Source organism: Suttonella indologenes (genome assembly GCF_900460215.1).
In the GTDB taxonomy this organism is placed as follows: domain Bacteria; phylum Pseudomonadota; class Gammaproteobacteria; order Cardiobacteriales; family Cardiobacteriaceae; genus Suttonella; species Suttonella indologenes.
Genome location: NZ_UHIA01000004.1, coordinates 737,478 through 759,280, shown reverse-complemented (window position 1 = coordinate 759,280; position 21,803 = coordinate 737,478). Strand labels below are relative to the sequence as shown.

The 21,803-nt window shown below is 51.7% G+C and carries 20 protein-coding genes and 1 pseudogene; 10 read left to right on the top strand and 11 right to left on the bottom strand.

Annotated features, from left to right (window positions below):
- The first annotated feature begins 40 nt into the window (after window positions 1-40).
- Window positions 41-835 (top strand): TatD family hydrolase, encoded by a 795-nt coding sequence (locus DYC63_RS07755; RefSeq protein WP_115218696.1) that lies wholly within the window; start codon window positions 41-43, stop codon window positions 833-835.
- 41 nt (window positions 836-876) lie between these two features.
- On the opposite strand, the gene DYC63_RS07750 is transcribed toward DYC63_RS07755, so the two are convergent.
- Together DYC63_RS07750 and argH are read right to left on the bottom strand one after the other, a co-directional pair.
- Window positions 877-1,215: a glycine zipper 2TM domain-containing protein gene (locus DYC63_RS07750; RefSeq protein ID WP_115218695.1), complete on the bottom strand. Its 339-nt coding sequence runs from the start codon at window positions 1,213-1,215 to the stop codon at window positions 877-879.
- Window positions 1,216-1,285: 70 nt separating this feature from the next.
- Window positions 1,286-2,674 (bottom strand): argininosuccinate lyase, encoded by a 1,389-nt coding sequence (gene argH, locus DYC63_RS07745; protein ID WP_115218694.1) that lies wholly within the window; start codon window positions 2,672-2,674, stop codon window positions 1,286-1,288.
- A 73-nt stretch (window positions 2,675-2,747) separates the two neighbouring features.
- Here argH and hemC point away from each other — a divergent pair, with 73 nt between their 5' ends.
- The 5 genes from hemC to DYC63_RS07720 all read left to right on the top strand — a co-directional run bounded on the left by hemC (window position 2,748) and on the right by DYC63_RS07720 (window position 8,365).
- On the top strand, window positions 2,748-3,674 hold the full coding sequence (hemC, locus tag DYC63_RS07740; RefSeq protein ID WP_115218693.1) for a hydroxymethylbilane synthase: 927 nt from the start codon (window positions 2,748-2,750) through the stop codon (window positions 3,672-3,674).
- Window positions 3,675-4,403, top strand: a complete 729-nt coding sequence (locus tag DYC63_RS07735) for a uroporphyrinogen-III synthase (protein WP_115218692.1) — start codon at window positions 3,675-3,677, stop codon at window positions 4,401-4,403.
- Window positions 4,404-4,405: 2 nt separating this feature from the next.
- Window positions 4,406-5,944, top strand: a complete 1,539-nt coding sequence (locus tag DYC63_RS07730; protein WP_115218691.1) for a uroporphyrinogen-III C-methyltransferase — start codon at window positions 4,406-4,408, stop codon at window positions 5,942-5,944.
- 10 nt (window positions 5,945-5,954) lie between these two features.
- Window positions 5,955-7,211 (top strand): heme biosynthesis protein HemY, encoded by a 1,257-nt coding sequence (locus DYC63_RS07725; RefSeq protein WP_115218690.1) that lies wholly within the window; start codon window positions 5,955-5,957, stop codon window positions 7,209-7,211.
- Window positions 7,212-7,288: 77 nt separating this feature from the next.
- The gene (locus DYC63_RS07720; RefSeq protein WP_115218689.1) at window positions 7,289-8,365 is read left to right on the top strand and encodes an AI-2E family transporter; all 1,077 of its coding nucleotides are present in this window, start codon (window positions 7,289-7,291) and stop codon (window positions 8,363-8,365) included.
- Window positions 8,366-8,669: 304 nt separating this feature from the next.
- Here the strand turns inward: DYC63_RS07720 and DYC63_RS13790 are convergent.
- A pseudogene (locus DYC63_RS13790) lies at window positions 8,670-8,779 on the bottom strand (IS30 family transposase); the annotation flags it as partial.
- 178 nt (window positions 8,780-8,957) lie between these two features.
- Here DYC63_RS13790 and DYC63_RS07710 point away from each other — a divergent pair.
- A complete protein-coding gene (locus DYC63_RS07710) occupies window positions 8,958-9,731 on the top strand; it encodes a formate/nitrite transporter family protein (protein WP_115218687.1) in 774 nt (257 codons plus the stop codon).
- A 51-nt stretch (window positions 9,732-9,782) separates the two neighbouring features.
- On the opposite strand, the gene manA is transcribed toward DYC63_RS07710, so the two are convergent.
- The 7 genes from manA to trmA all read right to left on the bottom strand — a co-directional run bounded on the left by manA (window position 9,783) and on the right by trmA (window position 16,574).
- Window positions 9,783-10,976 carry a mannose-6-phosphate isomerase, class I gene (gene manA / locus DYC63_RS07705; protein ID WP_115218686.1) on the bottom strand — a complete coding sequence of 398 codons (1,194 nt, stop codon included), beginning with the start codon at window positions 10,974-10,976 and terminating at the stop codon, window positions 9,783-9,785.
- Complete coding sequence (locus DYC63_RS07700; RefSeq protein WP_115218685.1) at window positions 10,973-11,461, bottom strand: DUF986 family protein; 489 nt, start codon at window positions 11,459-11,461, stop codon at window positions 10,973-10,975. The genes manA and DYC63_RS07700 overlap by 4 nt, the downstream gene beginning before the upstream one ends.
- Before the next feature lie 150 nt (window positions 11,462-11,611).
- A complete protein-coding gene (locus tag DYC63_RS07695; protein ID WP_172459457.1) occupies window positions 11,612-12,463 on the bottom strand; it encodes a PTS mannose transporter subunit IID in 852 nt (283 codons plus the stop codon).
- 11 nt (window positions 12,464-12,474) lie between these two features.
- Entirely contained in the window at window positions 12,475-13,275 is an 801-nt protein-coding gene (locus tag DYC63_RS07690; protein WP_115218684.1) for a PTS mannose/fructose/sorbose transporter subunit IIC, read from the bottom strand.
- 11 nt (window positions 13,276-13,286) lie between these two features.
- Window positions 13,287-14,303: a PTS mannose transporter subunit IIAB gene (manX, locus tag DYC63_RS07685; RefSeq protein WP_115218683.1), complete on the bottom strand. Its 1,017-nt coding sequence runs from the start codon at window positions 14,301-14,303 to the stop codon at window positions 13,287-13,289.
- A 117-nt stretch (window positions 14,304-14,420) separates the two neighbouring features.
- Window positions 14,421-15,455: an oxidoreductase gene (locus DYC63_RS07680; protein ID WP_115218682.1), complete on the bottom strand. Its 1,035-nt coding sequence runs from the start codon at window positions 15,453-15,455 to the stop codon at window positions 14,421-14,423.
- A gap of 15 nt (window positions 15,456-15,470) precedes the next feature.
- Window positions 15,471-16,574 carry a tRNA (uridine(54)-C5)-methyltransferase TrmA gene (gene trmA / locus DYC63_RS07675; RefSeq protein ID WP_115218681.1) on the bottom strand — a complete coding sequence of 368 codons (1,104 nt, stop codon included), beginning with the start codon at window positions 16,572-16,574 and terminating at the stop codon, window positions 15,471-15,473.
- Between the two features lie 141 nt (window positions 16,575-16,715).
- Here trmA and gyrB point away from each other — a divergent pair, with 141 nt between their 5' ends.
- From gyrB to DYC63_RS07660, 3 genes are all read left to right on the top strand, one after another.
- The gene (gyrB, locus tag DYC63_RS07670; RefSeq protein ID WP_115218680.1) at window positions 16,716-19,106 is read left to right on the top strand and encodes a DNA topoisomerase (ATP-hydrolyzing) subunit B; all 2,391 of its coding nucleotides are present in this window, start codon (window positions 16,716-16,718) and stop codon (window positions 19,104-19,106) included.
- Between the two features lie 70 nt (window positions 19,107-19,176).
- Window positions 19,177-19,869, top strand: a complete 693-nt coding sequence (locus DYC63_RS07665; RefSeq protein ID WP_115219493.1) for an aspartate/glutamate racemase family protein — start codon at window positions 19,177-19,179, stop codon at window positions 19,867-19,869.
- Window positions 19,870-19,878: 9 nt separating this feature from the next.
- Window positions 19,879-20,355, top strand: a complete 477-nt coding sequence (locus DYC63_RS07660) for an EamA family transporter (protein ID WP_115218679.1) — start codon at window positions 19,879-19,881, stop codon at window positions 20,353-20,355.
- A 26-nt stretch (window positions 20,356-20,381) separates the two neighbouring features.
- Here DYC63_RS07660 and DYC63_RS07655 read toward each other — a convergent pair whose 3' ends face one another.
- On the bottom strand, window positions 20,382-21,803 hold the full coding sequence (locus DYC63_RS07655; RefSeq protein ID WP_172459456.1) for an NAD-dependent succinate-semialdehyde dehydrogenase: 1,422 nt from the start codon (window positions 21,801-21,803) through the stop codon (window positions 20,382-20,384).

Here is a 21,803-nt window from a genome sequence, read left to right as displayed (position 1 = left end):
CGCTCAGACTATAATGCCCGACCTTATTTAAGGAAAAACAATGCATGCAATAATCGACATCGGCTGCAATCTCAGCAGCCCGCGCCTGATGAAACATCTGCCGCAAGTGCTGGAAAGCGCCAGAACCGCCGGCGTCATCGCGCAAATTCTTACCGGCACGGATACGCAGAGCAATGAAAGCTCGCTCGCTCTTGCCAATGAGTATCATGATTTATACAGCACTATCGGTTTTCATCCGCATCATGCCGATCAATGGCAGCCGCACAGCCACCGCACTTTGCATATTGCCGCCGCCAAAGAGGCGCGCGTGGTTGCGGTGGGGGAAATGGGCTTGGATTATTTCCGCCATTTAGCCGGTATCGCCAATCAGCAGCGTTGTTTTGCCGACCAATTGGCGATTGCGGCGCAGGTGCAAAAACCCGTGTTTCTGCACGAACGCCAAGCCTTTGCCGATTTCCGCGCCATTTTGAGCGAGTATCTGCCGCATATCAGCGGCGGCGTCTGGCATTGCTTTACGGGCACGGGCGAGCAATTGGAATGGGCTGTCGAAGCAGGGCTTTATATCGGTATTACCGGCTGGATTGCCGATCCTGAACGCGGCAAAACATTGCGCGATATCGCCAAATATATTCCTGCCGACCGCCTGATGATTGAAAGCGATGCGCCCTATCTCACGCCCAAGACTCTGCAACCGACGCCGCGCCTCAATGAGCCGCAATATCTGCCGGAGGTGCTGCGCGTTTTAGCCGAATGCCGTCAAGAAGATATCGGTGCTTTAGCGGCGATAACAACCGCCAATGCCAAGACTTTTTTCCGCCTGCCTAGAGATGCATAAAAAAACAGCGCCGCAGCGCTGTTTGCCGAGAATAAGCGGCATTAGTAGCCGTAGTTATAATAACCGTTATTGTGATAGCCGTTATTATATTGATTATTCACAGGATAGCTTTGCTGATTATTTGGATAGCCGTTATTGTAGTAGCCATTGTTTTGGTATTGGTTGCTGCCGGTATTGACTTGCGAGCCGATAATACCGCCGATAACCGCGCCTGCTGCAGTGGCTTCGGTATTTCTGCCGATGGCCTGACCTAATAAACCGCCCGCCGCTGCGCCTAAGCCGGCATTGCGCACCATATCAGGATTATTATTGTTTGACACGCAAGCGCTCAAGCTTACAGAAAGCGCCAGCAATCCGATGATTTTATAAGTTGTTTTCATACATTCACTCCAGTTTGTTTAAAGAAATCTTACTCTACTGCTATTTGCAATATTCTATCATTACCGCAAGCTAAGAAAGGGCTTTGATTGCCGCTATTCTGGCTTTTACTTGTGCGGGCGCGGTGCCGCCGATGTGGTTGCGCGCATTTACCGAGCCTTGCACCGTTAAAACGGCATAGACGTCCTCGCCGATTAAGGGGCTTAAGCCTTGCAAATCCGCCAGCGGCAATTCCGGCAAATCGCAGCCTTTGTCAATCGCCAATGCCACCGCTTTGCCCACCACTTCATGCGCATCGCGAAATGCCAAGCCTTTGCGTACCAGATAATCCGCCAAATCGGTGGCGGTAGAAAAGCCCTGTTTAGCGGCGGCAAGCATATTGTCGCGCTGGGCTTGAAGGTGCGGCAGCATATCGGCAAAGGCGCGCAGGCAGCCGAGCACGGTGTCCACCGTGTCAAATAAAGGCTCTTTATCTTCCTGATTGTCTTTGTTATACGCCAACGGCTGACTTTTCATCAGGGTCAGCAAAGCGGTTAAATGCCCGTAAACACGCCCTGTTTTGCCGCGCACCAATTCCGGCGCGTCGGGATTTTTTTTCTGCGGCATGATGGAAGAGCCGGTGCAGAAGCGATCGGGCAAATCCACAAAGCGAAACGCCGCGCTGTTCCACAAAATCAATTCTTCGGCAAAGCGCGATAAATGCATGAGCAAGGTAGCGGAGGCGGCGCAGAATTCAATCGCGAAATCGCGGTCGCTGACCGCATCTAAGGAATTTTGGCAAACGCCGTCAAAGCCTAATAATTGCGCGCTGCGCTCGCGCACAATCGGATAAGTCGTGCCCGCCAAAGCTGCCGCCCCCAAAGGCGATACGTTCAAACGGCGGCGGCAATCCTGAAAACGCCCCTTATCGCGGCACAGCATTTCATACCATGCCAAGAGATGATGCCCGAAAGTAATCGGCTGCGCGGTCTGCAAATGGGTAAAACCCGGCATGATGGTATCGGCTTCGCGTTCGGCAACCGTCACTATGCCTTGTTGCAGACGCTCGATTTCTGCCGTAATCCGATCAATCGCCGCACGCGTATAGAGGCGGATATCGGTCGCCACTTGATCATTACGCGAACGCCCCGTATGTAAACGTTTGCCGGCATCGCCGATTAAATCGGTCAGGCGCTTTTCAATGTTCATATGCACATCTTCCAAAGCCACCGACCATACGAACTCGCCGGCATCAATCTCCGCCTGCACCTGCGCCAAACCTGTGCGGATGGCTTCGCCGTCTGCGGCGGATAAAATCCCTGCTTCCACCAGCATTTGCGCATGCGCTAAGGAACCGGCAATATCCTCTGTCGCCATGCGGCGGTCAAAATTCACGGAGGCGGTAAATTCCGCCACAAAAGCATCGGTGCTTTCTTGGAAACGTCCGCCCCATGCGCTGTTAGTTGCTTCTTTCTGACTCATTTTATCTCTCTATCTTGCCCAATAGCAGTCAAGCCGCTATGCTAAAAGGCAGGAATTGTAACCGAGTTTTTTTATGTCTGCACCGTTGTCTATCCGCATCGCCACCCGCCAAAGCAAATTAGCCCTGTGGCAGACCGAACACGTCGCCGCCCTTTTAAGCCAACGCTATCCGCAAACCAAGGTAGAACTGGTGCCGATGACGACGCAGGGCGACAAAATTCTCGACACACCGCTGGCAAAAATCGGCGGCAAAGGCTTATTCATAAAAGAATTGGAAATCGCCATGCAGGAAGACAGAGCGGATTTGGCGGTGCATTCGATGAAAGACGTGGGCGCATTTTTTCCGCAAGGCTTTGGCTTGGCGGCGATTCTGCCGCGTGAAGACCCCAGCGACGCCTTTGTCAGCAATCAATACGCGTGTTTGGAAGAGCTACCGCAAGGCGCCGTCATCGGCACCTGCTCCCTACGCCGACGCATGCAAATCGCCCGCTACCGCCCCGATTTACAACTGCAAGACCTGCGCGGCAATGTGCAAACCCGCCTTGCCAAACTCGATGCAGGACAATTTGACGCCATTATCCTCGCCAGCGCCGGACTCAAACGCTTAGGACTTGCCGAACGCATCCGCAATCCCCTGCCTTTTTCCCTGTCGCTGCCGGCAATCGGGCAAGGCGCCATCGGCATAGAATGTCCGCTCGACTCGCCGCTCCTGCCCTATCTGCAAGCCTTAAACGACGAGCAAACCGCCCTATGCGTGCGCACCGAACGCATCATCAACGAAATATTGCAAGGCTCTTGCCAAGTACCGCTTGCCGCCTTTGCTCAACTATGCGGACAAGAGATTCAGCTTGATGCCAGAGTCGGCTATCCGGACGGCAGCCAAATGCTCGCTTTCAGCGACCGCGCCCCGATTGCCCAAGCGCAGGATTTGGGCAAACGCGCCGCTGACAGTCTGCTGGCACAAGGCGCGCAAGCCATTTTAGACAGCCTCGCCCACTAAATGCGCCTGCTTGAAGACTGCACCGTTCTTTATACCCGTGCCGCCGCCCATTTCCCTGCATTTGCCGCCAAAATCCACGCATTAGGCGGCATTGCCGAGCATCTGCCGCTGGTGGATACGCGCCGCATCGCTCTTGATGCCGATAGCGCCGATTACTGCCGCCAAGCGGATATGCTGATATTTACCAGCGCCGCCGCCGTCGAACATTTTCCCCGAGAACTATGGCGGACGCAGCGCAATGTCGCCATCGGACCCGCCACCGCCGCCGCCGTCGAAGCCAAACAACAAGCGCTGCATCTCGCCGCACCGCCGCCGTTTAACAGCGAAAGCCTGTTAAGTATCTTTCAGCCGCAAGAGCAAAACATCGCCATCATTGCCGCCCGAGGCGGACGGCAACTCTTGCATGAACAACTCAATCGGCACAACCGCGCCCGATTCGCTTTCGTTTATGAACGCTACAATCCCAGTCCGCATTGGTGCGCCGACCTTTCCATACCGCAGGCGCTGATTCTCTCCAGCCAAGCTGCCCTCAATCACTTAATAGAAATTACCGCTCAAGCCACGCTGAATCTGCTACAATCGCGCACAGCCGTGATTGCATTAAGCCCGCGCATCGGGCAAGCAGCACAAGGCGCAGGATTTCAACAGGTTTTCGCCGCCGCGCAAGCCGACGAAAACGCCCAAATTCAGCAACTTTGCCAATGGTGGCAAACAATTAAGGAGTACTGAACATGAGTGAGAAAACCCCTCCACAACCTAAAACGCCAAACCCAAACAATCAGCCGCCCAAAGCGACTGAAAAGCCTGCCGCTCCTGCCCCCGACAATAAAGCAGAAAACAAAGTCCCTAGCGCAGAAGCCGCGCCTAAAGACGGCAAAACCAATCCTAGCCCTGCTGCAAGTAAAATAGAAGAAAAAGCAGCGCCAAAACCGAGCGCAGCAACGCCTCCACCTGCTCAAGGCAATAAAACCCCTCCGCCCGCCCAAGGCAATAAAACTCCGCCGCCACCGCCTCGTGCAACTGCCGAGAAAAAAAGCGGCAACGGCTTGGCAATCCTCGCCCTGCTCTGCGGCTTGGGCGGTTTAGGCACAGGCACTTACGCCTTCCTGCAGCAAGCTCCCCTACAAAGTACGGCGGAAGCGGCGGAAAAAGGCGCATTGGCGGCTGAAAAACGCGTCGTTGAAGCGGAAAAAACCCTTGCCGCCCTGCAACAACATGTTGCCAATGCCGCACAAGGCTTGGATAAATCGCAAGTCAGCCAATTAGTTGCCGCCGCTTTGCAAGATTACGCCAAATCGCAGCCGCAGCTGCCGAATGCGGAAGAAATCCAAGCGCGGATTGACACGCAAATCGCCGCCGCCATGCCGCAAAGCATAAAAATCGAAGACGTACAAAGTCTGATTGATCAAGCCCTGCTCAACAGCCATAGCGACACCCCGATTGATTTCACCCAAACCATTCAAGCGATTAACCAAAGCAATGCCCAAGCGCAAGAAGCCCTGAACAATCTCAGCCTGCGCAGCGAGCAAATTCAGCAAAGCCTCAGTCAGCAAGCCGACAAACTGGTGGCGGATCTGAAAATCATCGCCGACAGCCGCCCTAATCCGCAACCGCTGATTAGCGCGCTTACCCTTGCCGACATTGCCGTACAAAACGGCGACTACACGGTGGCGGACAAATACCTTGCCCAAGCGGAAAACAGCTTTGCCGACTTCGGCTTAGACAGCTCCGCTTTCGCTGATTATAAAACCCGCATTGGACAATTGCGCGGCGAAATCGCAGGACGCGCCGACGGCTTTACCATTACCGCGCGCATCGACCGCGTTATTCAAAGCATTCCGGACTGGCCGTTTAAAAATCCTGCCGCCGCTCAGCAAGCGATTGCCGAAGCTCCGATCCAAGGCGAAACCGTCGCCGAGACCGCCGGCAATATCGGTCAGAAAATCTTAAATCGCACCTTTAAAGTCGTGCATAACGACGAAGCGGGCTTAACATGGATTGACGCGCACAAAGACCTGCAGACCCTCATCCGCGAAAACGTCCGCCTTGATTTGGCATTTGCTCGCAATGCTTTGCAATTGCGCCACGGCGACGCCTATCGCCGCAATATCGAGCAATTAGTGCCGCGCATCGAGCAATATTTCAATACCGAAGATGCGGTCGTGGCTGACGCCCTGCAACAGCTTAAAGCCCTTGCCGAGCAAAACAGCGTGCCGGCGCCCGATATTGCCGCCTTGATTGCCGCCGTCAAGCAAACCGCCCAACAATAAGGAGATTACGATGATTCGTACCCTAATCGTTCTATGTATTTTAGGCATCTGCGCCTTTATCGGTTATCAGGTGCAAACCTTGCCGCTCTATGTGCGCTTTTATAACGACCTGAACAACAGCTATTTCCAAACCCCGTTTCTGGCATGGATACTCATCTCGCTATTAGCGGCGATGCTGCTGTTTTTGATATTTAAAGTCCTATGGTTTGTCTGGCGTTCGCCGAAAATCTTTAGCCGCAGCAGTCAAGCGCGCAAAGAATCCAAAGCCCACCGTCTCTTGCAGCAAGGGCTGAGCGCCTTAAGCCTCGGCAATTACCGTCAAGCCGAGAAAAAACTGGTTAAAGGCGGACAATTAGCCGCCCAAATCGGTCAATCGCCCGTTTTATATTACGAATACGCGGCGAGCGCGGCGGATTATCAGCAAGCCAATGAGCGGCGCGACCAATATTTCCTCTTAGCACGCGAATATGCCAATAATAAGGAAAACCTCTTGGCTCGCCTAAACGAAGCGGAAAGCCAAGTAGCGAACGGCGAATATGCCGCCGCTATCAAAAGCTTGCAGCAATTGCAGAATAAAGACCCACGCAATCCTAAGATTATCAACCTATTAGACAGTGCCTACGTACATTCCGAGCAATGGGCTTTGGCATGGCAAAACCTCAGCGGACTGCGCAATCATATCAGCGAAGCAAACTACCGTGAACGCCGCAAACTCTATGCGCGCGGCATGTTGCAAGACACCAGCGCGGTGGAGACTTTCGAGCAATTGCAAACCGCTTGGAAAAATCTCCCTGCCGATATCCGTGCCGACAAAGGCATGCTGCTGCAATACGCCAATTCATTGGTAGAAAACGGCCATGCCGAACAGGCGGAAAAATTATTGGCTGCCGAACTCAAGCAACATCAAGACTTGGATTTGCTGCAAGCCTACAGCCAATTGCGCGGCATCAATTTTGCCAAAGCATTAAAAAATCTGGAAAATCTGCAAGCGCATTTCCCCGACAATGCCGTCTATCTTTACTGCCTCGCCCTAGTGGCTTACCGCGCGGAAGATTTGAACAAAGCCGCTCAATATGTGGAAAGCTCGCTCAAACTGCAGCCTAGCGCGGAAGCCTTCGCATTATGGGGACGGATTTTAGAAGCGCGCCAACAGCCCGAAGCCGCCCTTGCCGCCTATCGCCAAGGCGTGAGCGGATTATTGGAGCAAGAAGCCTTGGCAGGGGAATTGTTACCACCGCCTGTGCAAACGCCCGCGGCTATCAAATAAACAATATTCAATCTTTATCGGGAAAGCACAGTTTCATACTGTGCTTTCCTTATATTTACTCATAGGCAATCGTTGATATGAAATTACTCATTTTGCGCCCCATTGAGCGTATTTTAAATAATCCCTCTCTCGTCGCCCTCATCTTTTTCGGGCTGACGCTTTGGCTGGGATTTTATTTTGTCGGGCAATGGATGCTGCCGGTGATTATCTCCGTCATCATCGCCTATTTACTGGAAGGCGTAGTGAAAAAATTGCAGAAAATCGGCGTACGCCGTTTTTTTGCCGTGTGCATCGTTTTTCTCAGTTTTTCCGCTTTGATTGTATTTATTCTTTTAGCCGCCGTGCCGACCCTGATTGCGCAAAGCAAAGGACTGATTGCCAATCTGCCTACCTATTTGGCTTATACCAATGCGCATTTGCAAGTGCTACCGGAGCGTTTTCCCCAATTTATCAGTCAAGAAAATATTAATCAACTCATTCAATCGATTAACTTAATGGTCAGCGATTTCAGTCGCAGTTTTTTTTCGGGACAATTCGTCGCTTCCATCATGTCGGCATTCAGTTTGGTCGTCTATGCCATCTTAATTCCTATCTTAGTTTTCTTTATGCTCAAAGACAAAGTGCAGATTCTGCAATGGCTCGACAGATTTTTACCTGAAAATAAACAAATCATCACCGATATTTGGTCTGAAGTCGATGTACAAATCGGCAACTATATTCGCGGCAAATTTATCGAAATCTTAGTTATTTGGGCGATGTGCTTCGTTTCTTTCAGTATTTTCGGGCTGCAATATTCCCTGCTCCTCGGTTTGATGGTCGGCTTATCGGTGCTGATTCCCTATGTGGGGGCGACGGTGGTTACCGTGCCCGTGCTGATTGTCGCCTATATGCAATTCGGTTTCGACTCTAATTTTTGGTGGATTACTACGATTTACGTCATCATCCAAATTCTGGACGGCAATGTGATTGTGCCGATTATTTTCTCGGAAGCGGTCAGCATTCATCCTGTCGGCTTGATTATCGCGATTTTAATCTTCGGCGGCTTATGGGGATTTTGGGGCATTTTCTTTGCCATTCCCTTGGCGACGCTTGTCAAAGCGATTATTGAAGCATGGCGGCGTTATGAACAACCTTCCGAAACGCTCCATCTCTAAGAACCCGTTTTATAGTCAATTCATGGAAAAATTAATCATTTTTCAATCGAGTAGATCGGATACTTGTATCCGACATTACTTAAAATATAAATTTTTCGGATTCAAGAATCCGACCTAAGGTTAAAAATATAATGTTTGTATTTGTCATGAATCAACTATACAAATCATGCGACAAATTTTCTCTTACTCAGCAATATGCCGCCTCGATTTCTTACCGCCATATTCCCCATGACAGTAAGAAATCGCACTATAGTTGAGAATTGAAAAAATATTACGGTCTTGGTTCGCCTTGCCGCACTCTTGTACTATAGTCGAAGAATTGAAAAAGTATTACGGCGTTGGCTCGCCTTGCCGTACTATCTGTACTGTCTGCGGCTCGCCGCCTTGTACTACTTTTTCACTTCTCCGACTATATTTGCGGCTCGCCGTTTTATGCTACTTTTTCACTTCTGCGACTATAAATGCGGATACTCAATTTTCAGTTAATCTCATCAGCAGCACGCTGCTGCTGTTCTGTATAAAAACCTTTTGATTACTACTGACAATTATAAAAAATAAAGTAGAATATACCGATTTTTACACAGGACATCAGATGAGCGATTTATACCCTGCACACATTCTGCAAGCCACGATTGACAAAGGCGTTGCCAAGGCGCGTTTAGATACTATTCCGATGATTGTTTTAGGATTTTTAGGCGGCGCCTTTATCGCTCTAGGTTATCTCGCCTATATCCGCCTTGTCGGCACTATGCCGCATGACTGGGAGGGATTTTCCGTATTCATGGGCGCCAGCGTCTTCCCTATCGGCCTAATCTGCGTCTTGCTCGGCGGCGGCGAATTGATTACAGGCAATATGATGGCGCTGCCTGCGGCATGGTTTACACGCCGCATCAGCCTTGCCGCCCTATGCCGCAATTGGGGCATCGTCAGCGCTATGAATTTGCTCGGCGCCATGGCGGTTGCTTGGTTTTTCGGACATTATTTGGGACTCACCGAAGGCAGCGTCTGGGAAAAAACCGCAGCGGTGGCGCAAAGCAAAGTCGATGCCGATTTTTTCCGCGCTCTCGTTTCCGGCATCGGCTGCAACTGGATGGTCTGCATGGGTGTGTGGCTGTGTTATGGCGCGTCCAGCTTTTCGGGCAAAATTTTAGGCATTTGGTTTCCCGTGATGATTTTTGTGCTAATCGGCTTTCAGCACGTCGTCGCCAATATGTTTGTTATTCCTGCCGCCATTTGGGGCGGTGCGGCGATTTCTTGGGGAGAATTTATAGCCAATATGATTGCCGTATATATCGGCAATGTCATCGGCGGCGCGGTCTTTATGGCAGGGGCTTATGTGATGGCATATCCCCAAAGTCCGCACTAAGGCATCACAACTAAAACTCAGGCGGTCAGAAATCTTTTTACTCGCCTAGCTTTAAGCGATGTCGCTGCTGGCGAAAATCACATCACTCTCTGTATGCGCTCGCAACACAAGACGGTGTCCAAAGCCGATTAAAGCGGCTTTGGCATGAGACAATTCCATCTCTTGCCCTTGTGCCGACACACACACCCTGCCCTGCACCGGCAGTACAATGCCGGCTTGCGGACAGTTCAGACTTATCTCATCGCCTGCCGCCAAATGTACGCTGTAAAAACAATAATCCGCCACCGGCGCAGGATAGCGATGCCAAACCTTGCTGCCCTCGGCAGGCGGCGCAATAATCTCCGGCTTAACGGCGGCGGTATCTACAATCCGCAGTAACTCGGGAATATCCACATGCTTGGGTGTTAAGCCTGCGCGCAAAACATTATCCGATGCAGCCATCAGCTCGACATTCTGTCCGCGCAAATAAGCATGCGGCAAACGCGCACGCTGAAAAATGCCTTCGCCGACATTCATGCGCACAATATTGAAAAGATAAAAACTGATTAAGCCCGCATCCAGTTTCTGCGGCGAAATCTCCATCGCCTGTACGGCATAATGCAGCCAATAATCGGGATTATCAGAGACTTCCTGCGGCGCGCTTTGCGCCAACAGCGGCGACAGCCAAGCGCTTAACTGCGTTTGATCCGCCCGCATAATCTCCTGATAAGCCTGCGCCACGCCCTTATCGCGAATCCATTGTCCCAGCGATGCCAATGAAGGGCGGCTGTTAATCCGCTCGAGAATCAAAGATTCTTCCGCAAAACCGTGTAAAAGCCAGAATTCCGACAAAGCAATCATATTTTCAGGCTTGTGATTATCGTCTTTATAATTGCGCTCGGCGGCATTGTGCGCCACGCCCTGCGCGTTTTCGCGGGCAAAACCCGCTTCCGCCTGCTGTTTGTCGGGGTGTAGCTGAATAGACAGCGGCAGGCGCACGTCTAAAATTTTGAGCAGAAAAGGCAAACGTCTGCCGAAACGCGCAATCGATTGCGGACTCAATATGTCTTCGGCATGCTCCTCCAACCATTGATTCAAAGGCTGAACGCCGCCCTTAATCTCAATGCCGGCAGGGGCTTGGGCATGATCGCCGAACCATAATTCCGCCGCCGGCTGTCGGTCGGGCGGATTGCCCAAAAGCCGAGGAATATAATCATAGCCACCCCAAGCATAGGGCTGCACATTGCCGTGAAGTAAATACATCATGAGTTTTTCCCTGCCAAAAAATGATTCAATGCCTCTTCGCCAGCAAAAAATGCGGCGGCACGCTCTAGCTCGCGCAGATGCGCGGCGGGCAAATACAATTGCTGCCCCGAAACTAATGTCAGCAGCAATACGCCGTCTTCCGAAAGCTGCATACTTTTGATAGCGGCATACGTCCAATAACGTCCGCCGAAAGTAAAGCCCTTGGCTTTCAAACGCCATTTGGGATAGCGCAGTCCATGATACAGAATCAAGCCCATTAACAGTACTAAGGCGATGCGATTGAAAACGGAATTGCCTTGCGTGAATTCATAATACAAACCCGCCGCCACGATTAGGCATAAAAAAACGGCATCGGCGGCACGGCGTTTTAAACGCATCGCGACCAATGTTTTACCGAAGCGGTAATGCTGAACAAGTTCGTCATAAATCAAGAAAGCGGCATAGCCGCCTGCCAATAGTGCCAAACCGATATTGCTAAGAGTCATTCAATTTCCTTAGAAAACATATAGTACCTTAAGGTCAAAACAAGACTTAGAGATGCGTATTTTGTCAGAAGAAGTCTTTGAAATAATCTCATTTTGACCTTAAGAGACTATAAAAAATTTCCCGCCGCAGCGGGAAGTTTTGCTTGAGGATTAAGGCGCGAGGAAACCGAGCCAATACCCCAAAATGCCGATGACGAATATGCCGAAAATCAACCAAAGGGCATTGATACCTTTGCGCAGTAAGAACATGCACAAGAAGGTCAGTCCCAAAGCGGGCAATCCGGGCATCAAATCGTCCAAGACGCTTTGAACGGTCGTTACATTCGTTTCGCCGAGTTGGTTGGTAATTTCCGCCAATTGATAGGGTATGTTGATATGCGTCCATTTATTCACAAGCGCGCCCATGACGAACAGACCCAAAATAGAGGCGGCTTCGGTAATTTTCTGCAAAGCACCGCCGCCCATATCCGAGACGACTTCCAAACCGCGGCGATAACCGTATTGGATGCCCCAATAGCGGAAAAACAGACGAACGATATTAAACATCAGGAAGAAGAAAATCGGACCCAAAATGCTGCCTTGCTGTGCCATACCGGCGCCTACCGCCGCAAATACAGGTCTTGCCGTTCCCCAGAAAATCGGGTCGCCCACCCCTGCTAGAGGTCCCATTAAACCGACTTTTACGCCGTTAATCGCCGCATCATCGATGGGGGCGCCATTGGCGCGCTCTTCTTCCATCGCCAAATTCACGCCCAAAATCGGCGCGGTCATGAAAGGCTGGGTGTTATAAAATTCCAAATGCCGATTAATCGCGTCTTTGCGCTCTTGGCTATTGGCATCGGGATAGAGACGGCGAATCGCCGGCGCGATGCCGAAGCAATAGCCTAAGGCTTGCATGCGCTCAAAGTTCCATGAACCTTGGAGCAAATTGGAACGTAAAAAACAGGCGGTAATATCGCTTTTGGTTAAGCGCAGACGCTTTTCAGTTTGCATTGTTTCCATTGAGAGGCTCCTTAGTCTAATTCATTATCTAATTTACTTTTGCCGGCCGCTTTTGCCGCGCCTGCCAGCCCTTTATGGTATTTTGGATGCATTTGGATATAGAAATAAGCCAATGCCACGCCCAACACGCCCAGCGCCACTAAATTGAACTGCGTGAAAGCCGCCACCACAAAGCCGACAAAGAAAAACATCATCAAATGCGGCGCGCGCATCATATTAATCACCATCGCATAACCGACGACGACAATCATGCCGCCCGCCACGTTCAAACCGCCGGTAATCACTTCCGGAATGCTTTCCAAGAGCGATTTCACCGCATCCGTGCCGACAGTCGCCGCCACGATAACCGCAGGAATGGCAATCCGCATCGCCTGCAAGAGCAGTGCGGACAAATGCAAGACGGTAATCGTCGTCAGATTGCCGGTTTTGACCGCCTTATCCGCCGCATGTTGGAAACCGACGGTAATCGTGCGCACTAAAATCGTCAATACCTGACCGGCCGCGGCAAGCGGAATCGCCAAGGCAATTCCTGCGCCGATTTCCTGTTTGCCGGCAATAACCAAAATCGTCGAAATAATCGATGCCAAAGCGGCGTCCGGTGCGATTGCCGCCCCAATGTTCATCCAACCTAATGCCATCATTTCCAATGTGCCGCCGACGATAATTCCCGTGGTCATATCGCCCAAAACCAAGCCGGTTAAGGTACAGGCAATCAAAGGACGGTGGGTTTGAAATTCGTCTAAAACTGCTCCCATGCCTGAAAGACAGCCGACTAAGAAGATTAAAATAATTTGAAAAACAGAAATTTCCATATCCGCCTCCTTTATGGACGATATTTTTGCGCAATCAATTCAAGCACCGGTACTTTCTTGTCCGAAGCCACCTTGCGCACCTCGAGCTCGATGCCTTTGCTGTCTAATTCCTTAAAGGCTTCAATGTCTTTCTCATCGACTGAGACCGACATATCCAGCATCACGCGCCCTTCCTTATACGCCATGCCGCCGATATTGATGGAATCGATTTTCACGCCGCGGCGCACCAATTCCAAGGCATCGCTGGGATTCGTAAAGAGCAGCATCACTCTTTCTTGCGCATAATCGGGATTGTTATACACACGCATCATCTTATCTACGCCGACCACATGCGCGGTAACGCCCGGGGGCGCGGCTTGCTTGAGCATGGAGCTGCGCGTTTTATCGGCGACGATACTGTCATTAACCACAATAATGCGGCTGATGCCCGTTTCTTTCGTCCAACGCGTCGCCACCTGTCCGTGGATTAAGCGGTCGTCAATCCGCCACAGACCGAAACTCATATGCGGACCTTCATTGGCTTGCTGCGAAGCCTCATGGCGCAAACGCTGAATTTCCGGATCGTTTTCATCAAAATCCACTTCCACAACCTCAGCATTTTGCACCGGCGCCGCCGCGGCTTTTGCCAAAGCTTGAGTACGCACACCTTTGATGCCGTCCGCGGCTTCGCTTAAGGCGGTTTGGCATAATGAAGACAAATCATCCTCATCATCACGCCCCATCAATACCGATACCAACATCGGCACATTGACGCCCGTCAGCACCTCTGCCGAAGCTACTTCTTCCGCAATTTTGCTGCTGGCGTGAAAAGGCGTGCCGCCCCATAAATCCACCAATAATAATAAGCCCTGAGAAGTGTCCAAAGACGGCAAGGCTTGGCGGATTTTCTCCGCCAACACCTCGCCGTTCTCCCCCGGCATAAAGTCTATACAACAAACATTGTCCTGCTCGCCGATAATCATCTCCGCTGTCGCCAGCAGAGCCTTGGCTGCCTGACCATGCGTTGCAAGCACAACCGCAATCGTCATTATCTAACTCCTTTGATAAAACGCTAGAATACCTTTCTAGACACCCAAACATTATCTTGAGTGCAAGAAAAGTATAATTAAAATTTTACTATTAAGCAATGAGAATAAATGAACGGCTTAAATTCCCTGAAACGGAAGAGTTTGCCCTAATTTATCGCTTTCCATCGCCAAATCGATTAAGGCGGTTGTGATTAAGACTTCTTCTACTTTTACCGCCAATTCCGCTCTCGATTCAATCGCTGCCGCGATATTTCGATAATAAGCGGGGAATTGACCGCGTTCGCTGGCAATGCGCCGCGCTTCGCCATCCGGCGAATAGAATATGCCGTCATGGATACTATCTTCTATGCCGAAGGCGGCATCATCGGGCAAAATGCCGTTTTTCAGCTGCATTTCTTGGCAATCCAAGCCGTATTTGACATAAGTGCCTTGATCGCCTTGCAGCATATAGCGCGGATTCGGGGCGGCATTAAAGGGAGAGGTGTGCAACAGCACTTCAAAATCGGGATAATGCAGTTGCACATGGACGTAATCCACCGTAGGGCTGCCGTCGCGCAAGGCGCGCAGACGAGCATGAAGCGCTTGCGGCGCACCGAATAATTGCAGGGTTTGGTCCAGCAAATGCGGCCCGAGGTCGTACCAAATGCCGGTACCTGCGCCCGCATTTTCGCGCCAGCGGTTGCGGTATTGTGGGCGGAAGCGGTCCCAATGTGCGGCAAAATAGCGGACTTTGCCGACTTCGCCGCGTGCAATCAAGGCTTTGAGGGTTAAGAAATCGCCGTCCCAACGGCGGTTCTGAAATACGGACAATACCAAGCCTTTTGCCTGTGCAAGGGCTTGCAATTCCTGCCCTTGCGCCACCGTCAGCACCATCGGTTTTTCCAGCACCACATGTTTGCCGGCGTTCAAGCATTGCTTAGCCATCGGATGATGCAAATCATTGGGCGCGGTGATGACGACTAGATCCGCCGCATCCGCCGCCAGCATGCCGTCGATGTCGGCAAACTGCCGCGCCTGCGGATAGGCGCTGAGATCCAGCGCCGTTTGGCGGCTGACGATTGCGCTGATTTCAAAGGCAGGATTGCTCCGCAAGAGCGGCAAATGAAAGGTTTGCGCCGCCATGCCGTATCCGACCACTGCTACTCTGATCATATTGTCCTCGCTGTTTTAAGTGAATTTGCGCAAACAGACCGCGCTTTCGATATGTTCGCTGAAAGGAAATTGGTCGAATAAAGCGGCGGCTTGCACTTGATGGCTTGCCGCCAATAGCGCCAGATTGTCCGCTAAGGTTTTGGGATTGCAGGAGACATAAATAATCTGCTCAAAACGGCTTAATAATGCCAAAGTTTGCGCATCAATGCCCGCACGCGGCGGATCTACAAAAACGCAGGAAAAATCATAATCCTGCAAGCAGATACCGTCTTGGTGCAGGCGTTTGAATTCACGCTCGCCCCGCCAAGCCTGACTGAATTCTTCCGCCGACAAGCGTGCCACCGCAATATTATCCGCTTGGTTTAACTTCACATTCTCACGCAGGGCGGCGATGCCCGTTTTGCTGATTTCGGTCGCCAGTACGCGGCGGAAATACTGCGCCAACGGCAAAGTGAAATTGCCGTTGCCGCAATACAATTCCAATAAATCGCGCTGCCCTGCACCGCTTTCCGCCTGCCGGCAAGCCCATGTCAGCATTTTTTCGCATACTTGCGCATTGGGCTGGGAAAAACTTTGCTCGATTTGCACATAATCAAAAGCGCGTCCGCCGACTTGCAAACGCTCCCGAACATAATCGCGTTCCAGTACGATTTTCTGTCCCCGCGAACGCCCGATTAGCGCAACGCCCAATTGCTCTTGTAACTTTACAGCCGCTGCCTGCCATGTCTCGTCCAAGCGGCGATGATAAATAAGCGTAATCAGGCTGTCGCCCTGCAAGGTCGCCAAAAATTCCACCTGAAACAATTTGCGCGACAGCAACGGCTCGGCATTGATTGCCGCCAATAAGGGCGGCATAAGCCGATTAATCGCCAGACAGGCGGCTGGAAACTGCGTGAGCTTAATCACATTACCCCCGTGCAGACTTTCCCCTTTGGGGCTCATGGCATAATGCGCGCCCTGCTCGTCGTGCCAGATGCGGAATTCCGCACGCATGCGGTAATGCTCGGGCGGCGAATCGAAGACTTCAATGCCGCCCTGCCAATAAGGGCTTAACAACTGCTGTAAATATTGCTGCTTGTCGCTTAATTGCGCTTGATAGGCGCGAGCTAAATCGTTCATATTCGTTCAAGTAAAAAGGCGATTGTCGGCGCTTTAGGACACACTGTCAAAAATTATCCGCCGCCGACGCCGAAAAAGAGTGCCGCTGTCCTTTTATGCTATAATCCGCCCCTTATTTTGAATGGACACAACGGATTTCCTATGAGTTACGATTCCTCCAATATCCGCGTATTAAAAGGACTGGAAGCGGTGCGCACCCGCCCGGGCATGTATATCGGCAATACTGATGACGGCAGCGGTCTGCATCATATGGTCTTTGAAGTGGTGGATAACTCGGTGGACGAAGCATTGGCGGGCTATTGCGACCATATCGTCGTGACCATTCATCAGGACGAATCGGTATCCGTGCGCGATAACGGACGCGGTATTCCTGTGGATATCCATCCCGAAGAAGGACGCAGCGCGGCGGAAGTTGTGATGACCGTCTTACATGCCGGCGGCAAATTTGATGATGACAAAGTCTCAGGCGGCTTGCACGGCGTGGGCGTTTCCGTCGTGAACGCCCTGTCCGAAAAACTCGAAATGACCATCTGGCGCGACGGAAAAATCCACACGCAAACCTTTGTCCACGGCGAACCGCAGGCCCCGCTTGCCGTCATCGGCGATACCGAAGAAGCCGGTACGCAAGTGCGCTTCCTCGCCAGCATCGACACCTTCAAACTGGTGCAATACGACTATGAAATTCTTGCCAAACGTCTGCAAGAACTCGCCTTTTTAAACTCGGGACTGCGCATCGAGCTGCATGACGAACGCAACGGCGACAGCGATGTCTTCCAATATGACGGCGGACTGCGCGCTTTCGCCGAACACCTCAACCGCAACAAAACCGTCCTGCACAATGAAATCTTTTATTGCCAAGGCAAACAAGGCAATATGAGCATCGAAATCGCCATGCAATGGAACGACGGCTATCAAGACAACACCTATTGCTTTACCAACAACATTCCCCAACGCGACGGCGGCACGCATCTGGAAGGCTTCCGCCTCAGCCTCACCCGCGTCTTAAATGCCTATCTGGAAGAAAGCGGACTGCTTAAAAAAGCCAAAATCTCCACCAACGGCGAAGACATCCGCGAAGGGCTGACCGCCATCGTCTCCGTTAAAATCCCCGGTCCGAAATTCAGCTCGCAAACCAAAGACAAGCTGGTCTCCAGCGAAGTCAAAAGCACGGTATCCGGCATCTTCGGCGAAAAATTCAAAGAATTTCTCTTAGAACAGCCCAATGACGCCAAAATCATCGCCGGCAAAATCGTCGAAGCCGCACGCGCAAGAGAGGCGGCACGCAAAGCCCGCGAAATGACCAGACGCAAAGACGTCTTAGACATCGCCGGACTGCCCGGCAAACTCGCCGACTGCCAAGAAAAAGACCCCGCGCAATCCGAACTCTTCCTCGTGGAAGGCGACTCGGCAGGCGGCTCCGCCAAGCAGGGGCGTAACCGCAAATTCCAAGCCATCTTGCCGCTGAAAGGTAAAATTCTGAACGTGGAAAAAGCGCGCTTCGACAAGATGCTCGACTCCGCCGAAATCGGCACCCTCATTACCGCGCTCGGCACCGGCATCGGCAAAGAAGATTTCGACCTCGGCAAATTGCGCTACCACCGCATCATCATCATGACCGATGCCGACGTGGACGGCGCTCACATCCGCACCCTACTGCTGACCTTCTTCTACCGCCAAATGCCGCAATTGGTCGAACAAGGACATATCTACATCGCCCAGCCGCCGCTGTATAAAGTCAAAAAAGGTAAGCAAAGCCAATACTTAAAAGACGACAACGAACTCAATGAACTGCTTCTGACCCAAGCGCTGGACGATGCCGCCCTCTATGTATCGGCACAGGCGCCGGCAATCAGTAAAACCGCCTTTGAACAATTGGCACGCGATTATCTGCAATTAGAACAACTGATTGACCGACTCTCGCACCGCTACGACCCCCGCATTCTGCGCGCCCTGATTGAAACGCCGGCGCTTAGTCGCGATATGTTCCAAGACTACGCGCAATTGCAGACATGGATCGACGATTATCAAAAGCACCTAAACCGCTTCTCCGGCGCAGGCATACGGCTGACCGCCCAAGCCATCGATCCCGAGCAGCCACGCATTCATGTCCATATCAACCAGCATGCCAACGACATGCACAATTTTTTTACCGCCCATTTCGTGGATTCGCCCGAATACCGCAAAATGTCCGCTTTCGGCAAAGAAATTCATAATTTACTGCAAGAAGGCGCGTATTTTGAAAACAGCAAAGGCAAAATTCCCGTGCGCTATTTCAGCGAAGTCATTACCGCCCTCTTTTCCGAAGGCAAAAAATCCTATGATATTCAACGCTATAAAGGTCTGGGCGAAATGAACCCCGAGCAATTATGGGAAACCACCCTCGACCCTGAAGTACGCCGCATGCTGCAAGTCAATATCCAAGACGCGCGCGTCGCCGATGAAGTCTTTACCATGCTGATGGGCGAAGAAGTCGAACCGCGCCGCGCCTTTATCGAAGAAAACGCCATCCGCGCCGGCAATATCGATATTTAAACCCTTCTTTCCGACGACGCGAAAGCCTAAACCTTTGCGCGTCGGCATCCTCCAAAAATCCGAAAAACATATGAAAACTCTAGGCATTATCGGCGGCATGTCGCCCGAAAGCACCGAAATCTATTACCGCGACATCAACCGCTTGGTTAATCAAGCCGCCGGCGGCAACCGCTCCGCGCCGATTGTTATGCTCAGCGTGGACTTTGAAGAAATCGTCCGTCATCAAAAAAACGGTGCATGGCAGCAAACCGCCGCCATCTTGAGCGAAGCCGCCCGTAAACTCGAAAGCATCGGTGCAGAAGGCATTTTGCTTGCCACCAATACCATGCACAAAAATGCCGAAGACATCGCCGCCGTCATCTCCGTTCCTTTCCTGCACATTCTCGATGCCGCCGCGCAAGCCATTCAGGCGCGGCAACTCCGCAAAATCGGCGTATTAGGCACGGCTTTTACCATGCAAGATAATTTCTACCGCAAAGGTTTGGCTGAACGCGGCATTGATATGCTCGTGCCCGAGACGACAGTGCAGACGAAAATTCATCGCATCATTTTTGAAGAGTTGTGCCTAGGGAAAATACTGCCGCAAAGCCGCGCCTTTTATCTTGATGCGGTGCAGGCTCTAGCAGCGCAAGGCGCAGAAGGTATTATTTTGGGCTGCACCGAAATCGGTCTGCTGATTCGGCAAGAAGACCACCATTTGCCCTTCTTCGACACCGCCGCCCTACATGCGCAAGCGGCAGCGGATTTTGTCCTTTCCGACTAATTAACGCCTATGTCTTGGTTATTCTACGCCCTGCTCGCCGCCCTATTCGCCGCTTTAACCGCCATTTTCGCCAAAATCGGCTTGCAAGGCATCAACAGCGATTTCGCTACCTTTATCCGCACCGTGATGATTGTCTTCATCATCGCGCTCTGGGTCAGCTATCTGGGCAAATGGCAATCTTTCGCCGATATCAGCGGCAGGCAATGGGGCTTTTTATTTTTATCCGCCGCTGCCACAGGCTTTTCTTGGCTCTTTTATTTCAAAGCTCTGCAAATCGGACAAGCCGCCCATGTCGCGCCGGTGGATAAATTATCGGTAGTCTTCGTGGCCGTCTTTGCCACCCTGTTTTTGGGCGAACGCCTAAGCGCACGCGAATGGTTCGGTATCGTCCTGATTGTCGGCGGCGTTTTATTGCTGACTCTCAAAGCCAATCCTAGACCCGCCCCCGCACAAACAACGCCGACACAGCATCATTCCTCATCATAAAAAAGCGGCAGATACGCCGCTTTTGTTTAATACTGCAACAGCAGATATTTGCTTTCGATGTAATCTTCAATCCCTTGTCTGCCGCCTTCGCGTCCCAGCCCTGATTGCTTGATACCGCCGAAAGGCGCAGCTTCGTTGGAAATGATGCCGCTGTTGATGCCGACCATGCCGTATTCCAAAGCATCCGCCACACGATGAATGCGCCCGATATCGCGGCTGTAGAAATAAGCCGCCAGACCGAATTCCGTATCATTGGCTTGAGCAATCACTTCTTCTTCGCTGTCAAAGCGGAAAATCGGCGCCAAAGGCCCGAAGGTTTCTTCTTTGGCGACTTTGGCATCATAGGGCACATGACGCAAAATGCTGGGTTCAAAGAATAATTCCCCTGCGCTGTGTGCTTTGCCGCCGCAGACCAATTCCGCGCCTTTGGCAAGGGCATCATCAATATGCTCCTGCACTTTAAGTAGCGCATTGCTGTCAATCAAAGGCCCGAAATTCACGCCTTCCGAGAGACCGTTGCCAATCTTCAGTTGTTCTACCGCCGCTTTAAGCTGGCTGACAAAGGTGTCATACACGCCGCTTTGCACATAAATGCGGTTGGCGCAGACGCAGGTTTGCCCCGCATTTCTGAATTTGCTGGCGATGGCGCCCTGCACGGCTTTACCGATATCGGCATCGTCAAAGACGATAAAGGGTGCATTGCCGCCCAATTCCAGCGAGACTTTTTTAATCGTGGACGCGCATTGCTGCATGAGTAATTTGCCGGTAGCGGTTGAGCCTGTGAAGCTGAATTTGCGCACCGTATCGCTTTCGGTCAGCACTTTGCCGATGGCTTTGGCTTCGCCGGTAATGACGTTAAACACGCCTTTGGGAATGCCCGCCTCTTCTGCCAATGCCGCCAATGCCAACGCAGAAAGCGGCGTTTGACTGGCGGGACGAATGATAAAGCTGCAACCTGCCGCCAAAGCGGGCGCGGCTTTGCGGGTAATCATGGCATTGGGGAAATTCCACGGCGTAATCGCCGCGCACACACCGACAGCCTGTTTTTGCACGATAATTTTCTGATTCTCGCCCGCAGCAGGTATGGTTTCGCCGTAAATGCGCTTGGCTTCTTCCGCATACCATTCGATATAGGAGGCGCCGTAAGCGATTTCGCCGCGCGCTTCCGTCAAAGGCTTACCCTGTTCGCGGGTAAGGATTTCCGCCAGTTCGTCCTGATGTTGCATGATAAGGTCAAACCATTTGCGCAAAATCTTGCTGCGTTCTTTGGCGGTTTTATCGCGCCATGCAGGTAAAGCCGCTGCCGCCGCTGCTACCGCTTGCTCCGCCTCTGCTGCGCCGAAATTCGGCACATGGGCAATGATTTCTCCTGTGGCAGGATTGCTCACGGCAATCTCGCCTGTGCCCAGCCATTGTCCGTCAATATAACATTGTTGTTTTAAAAGCAT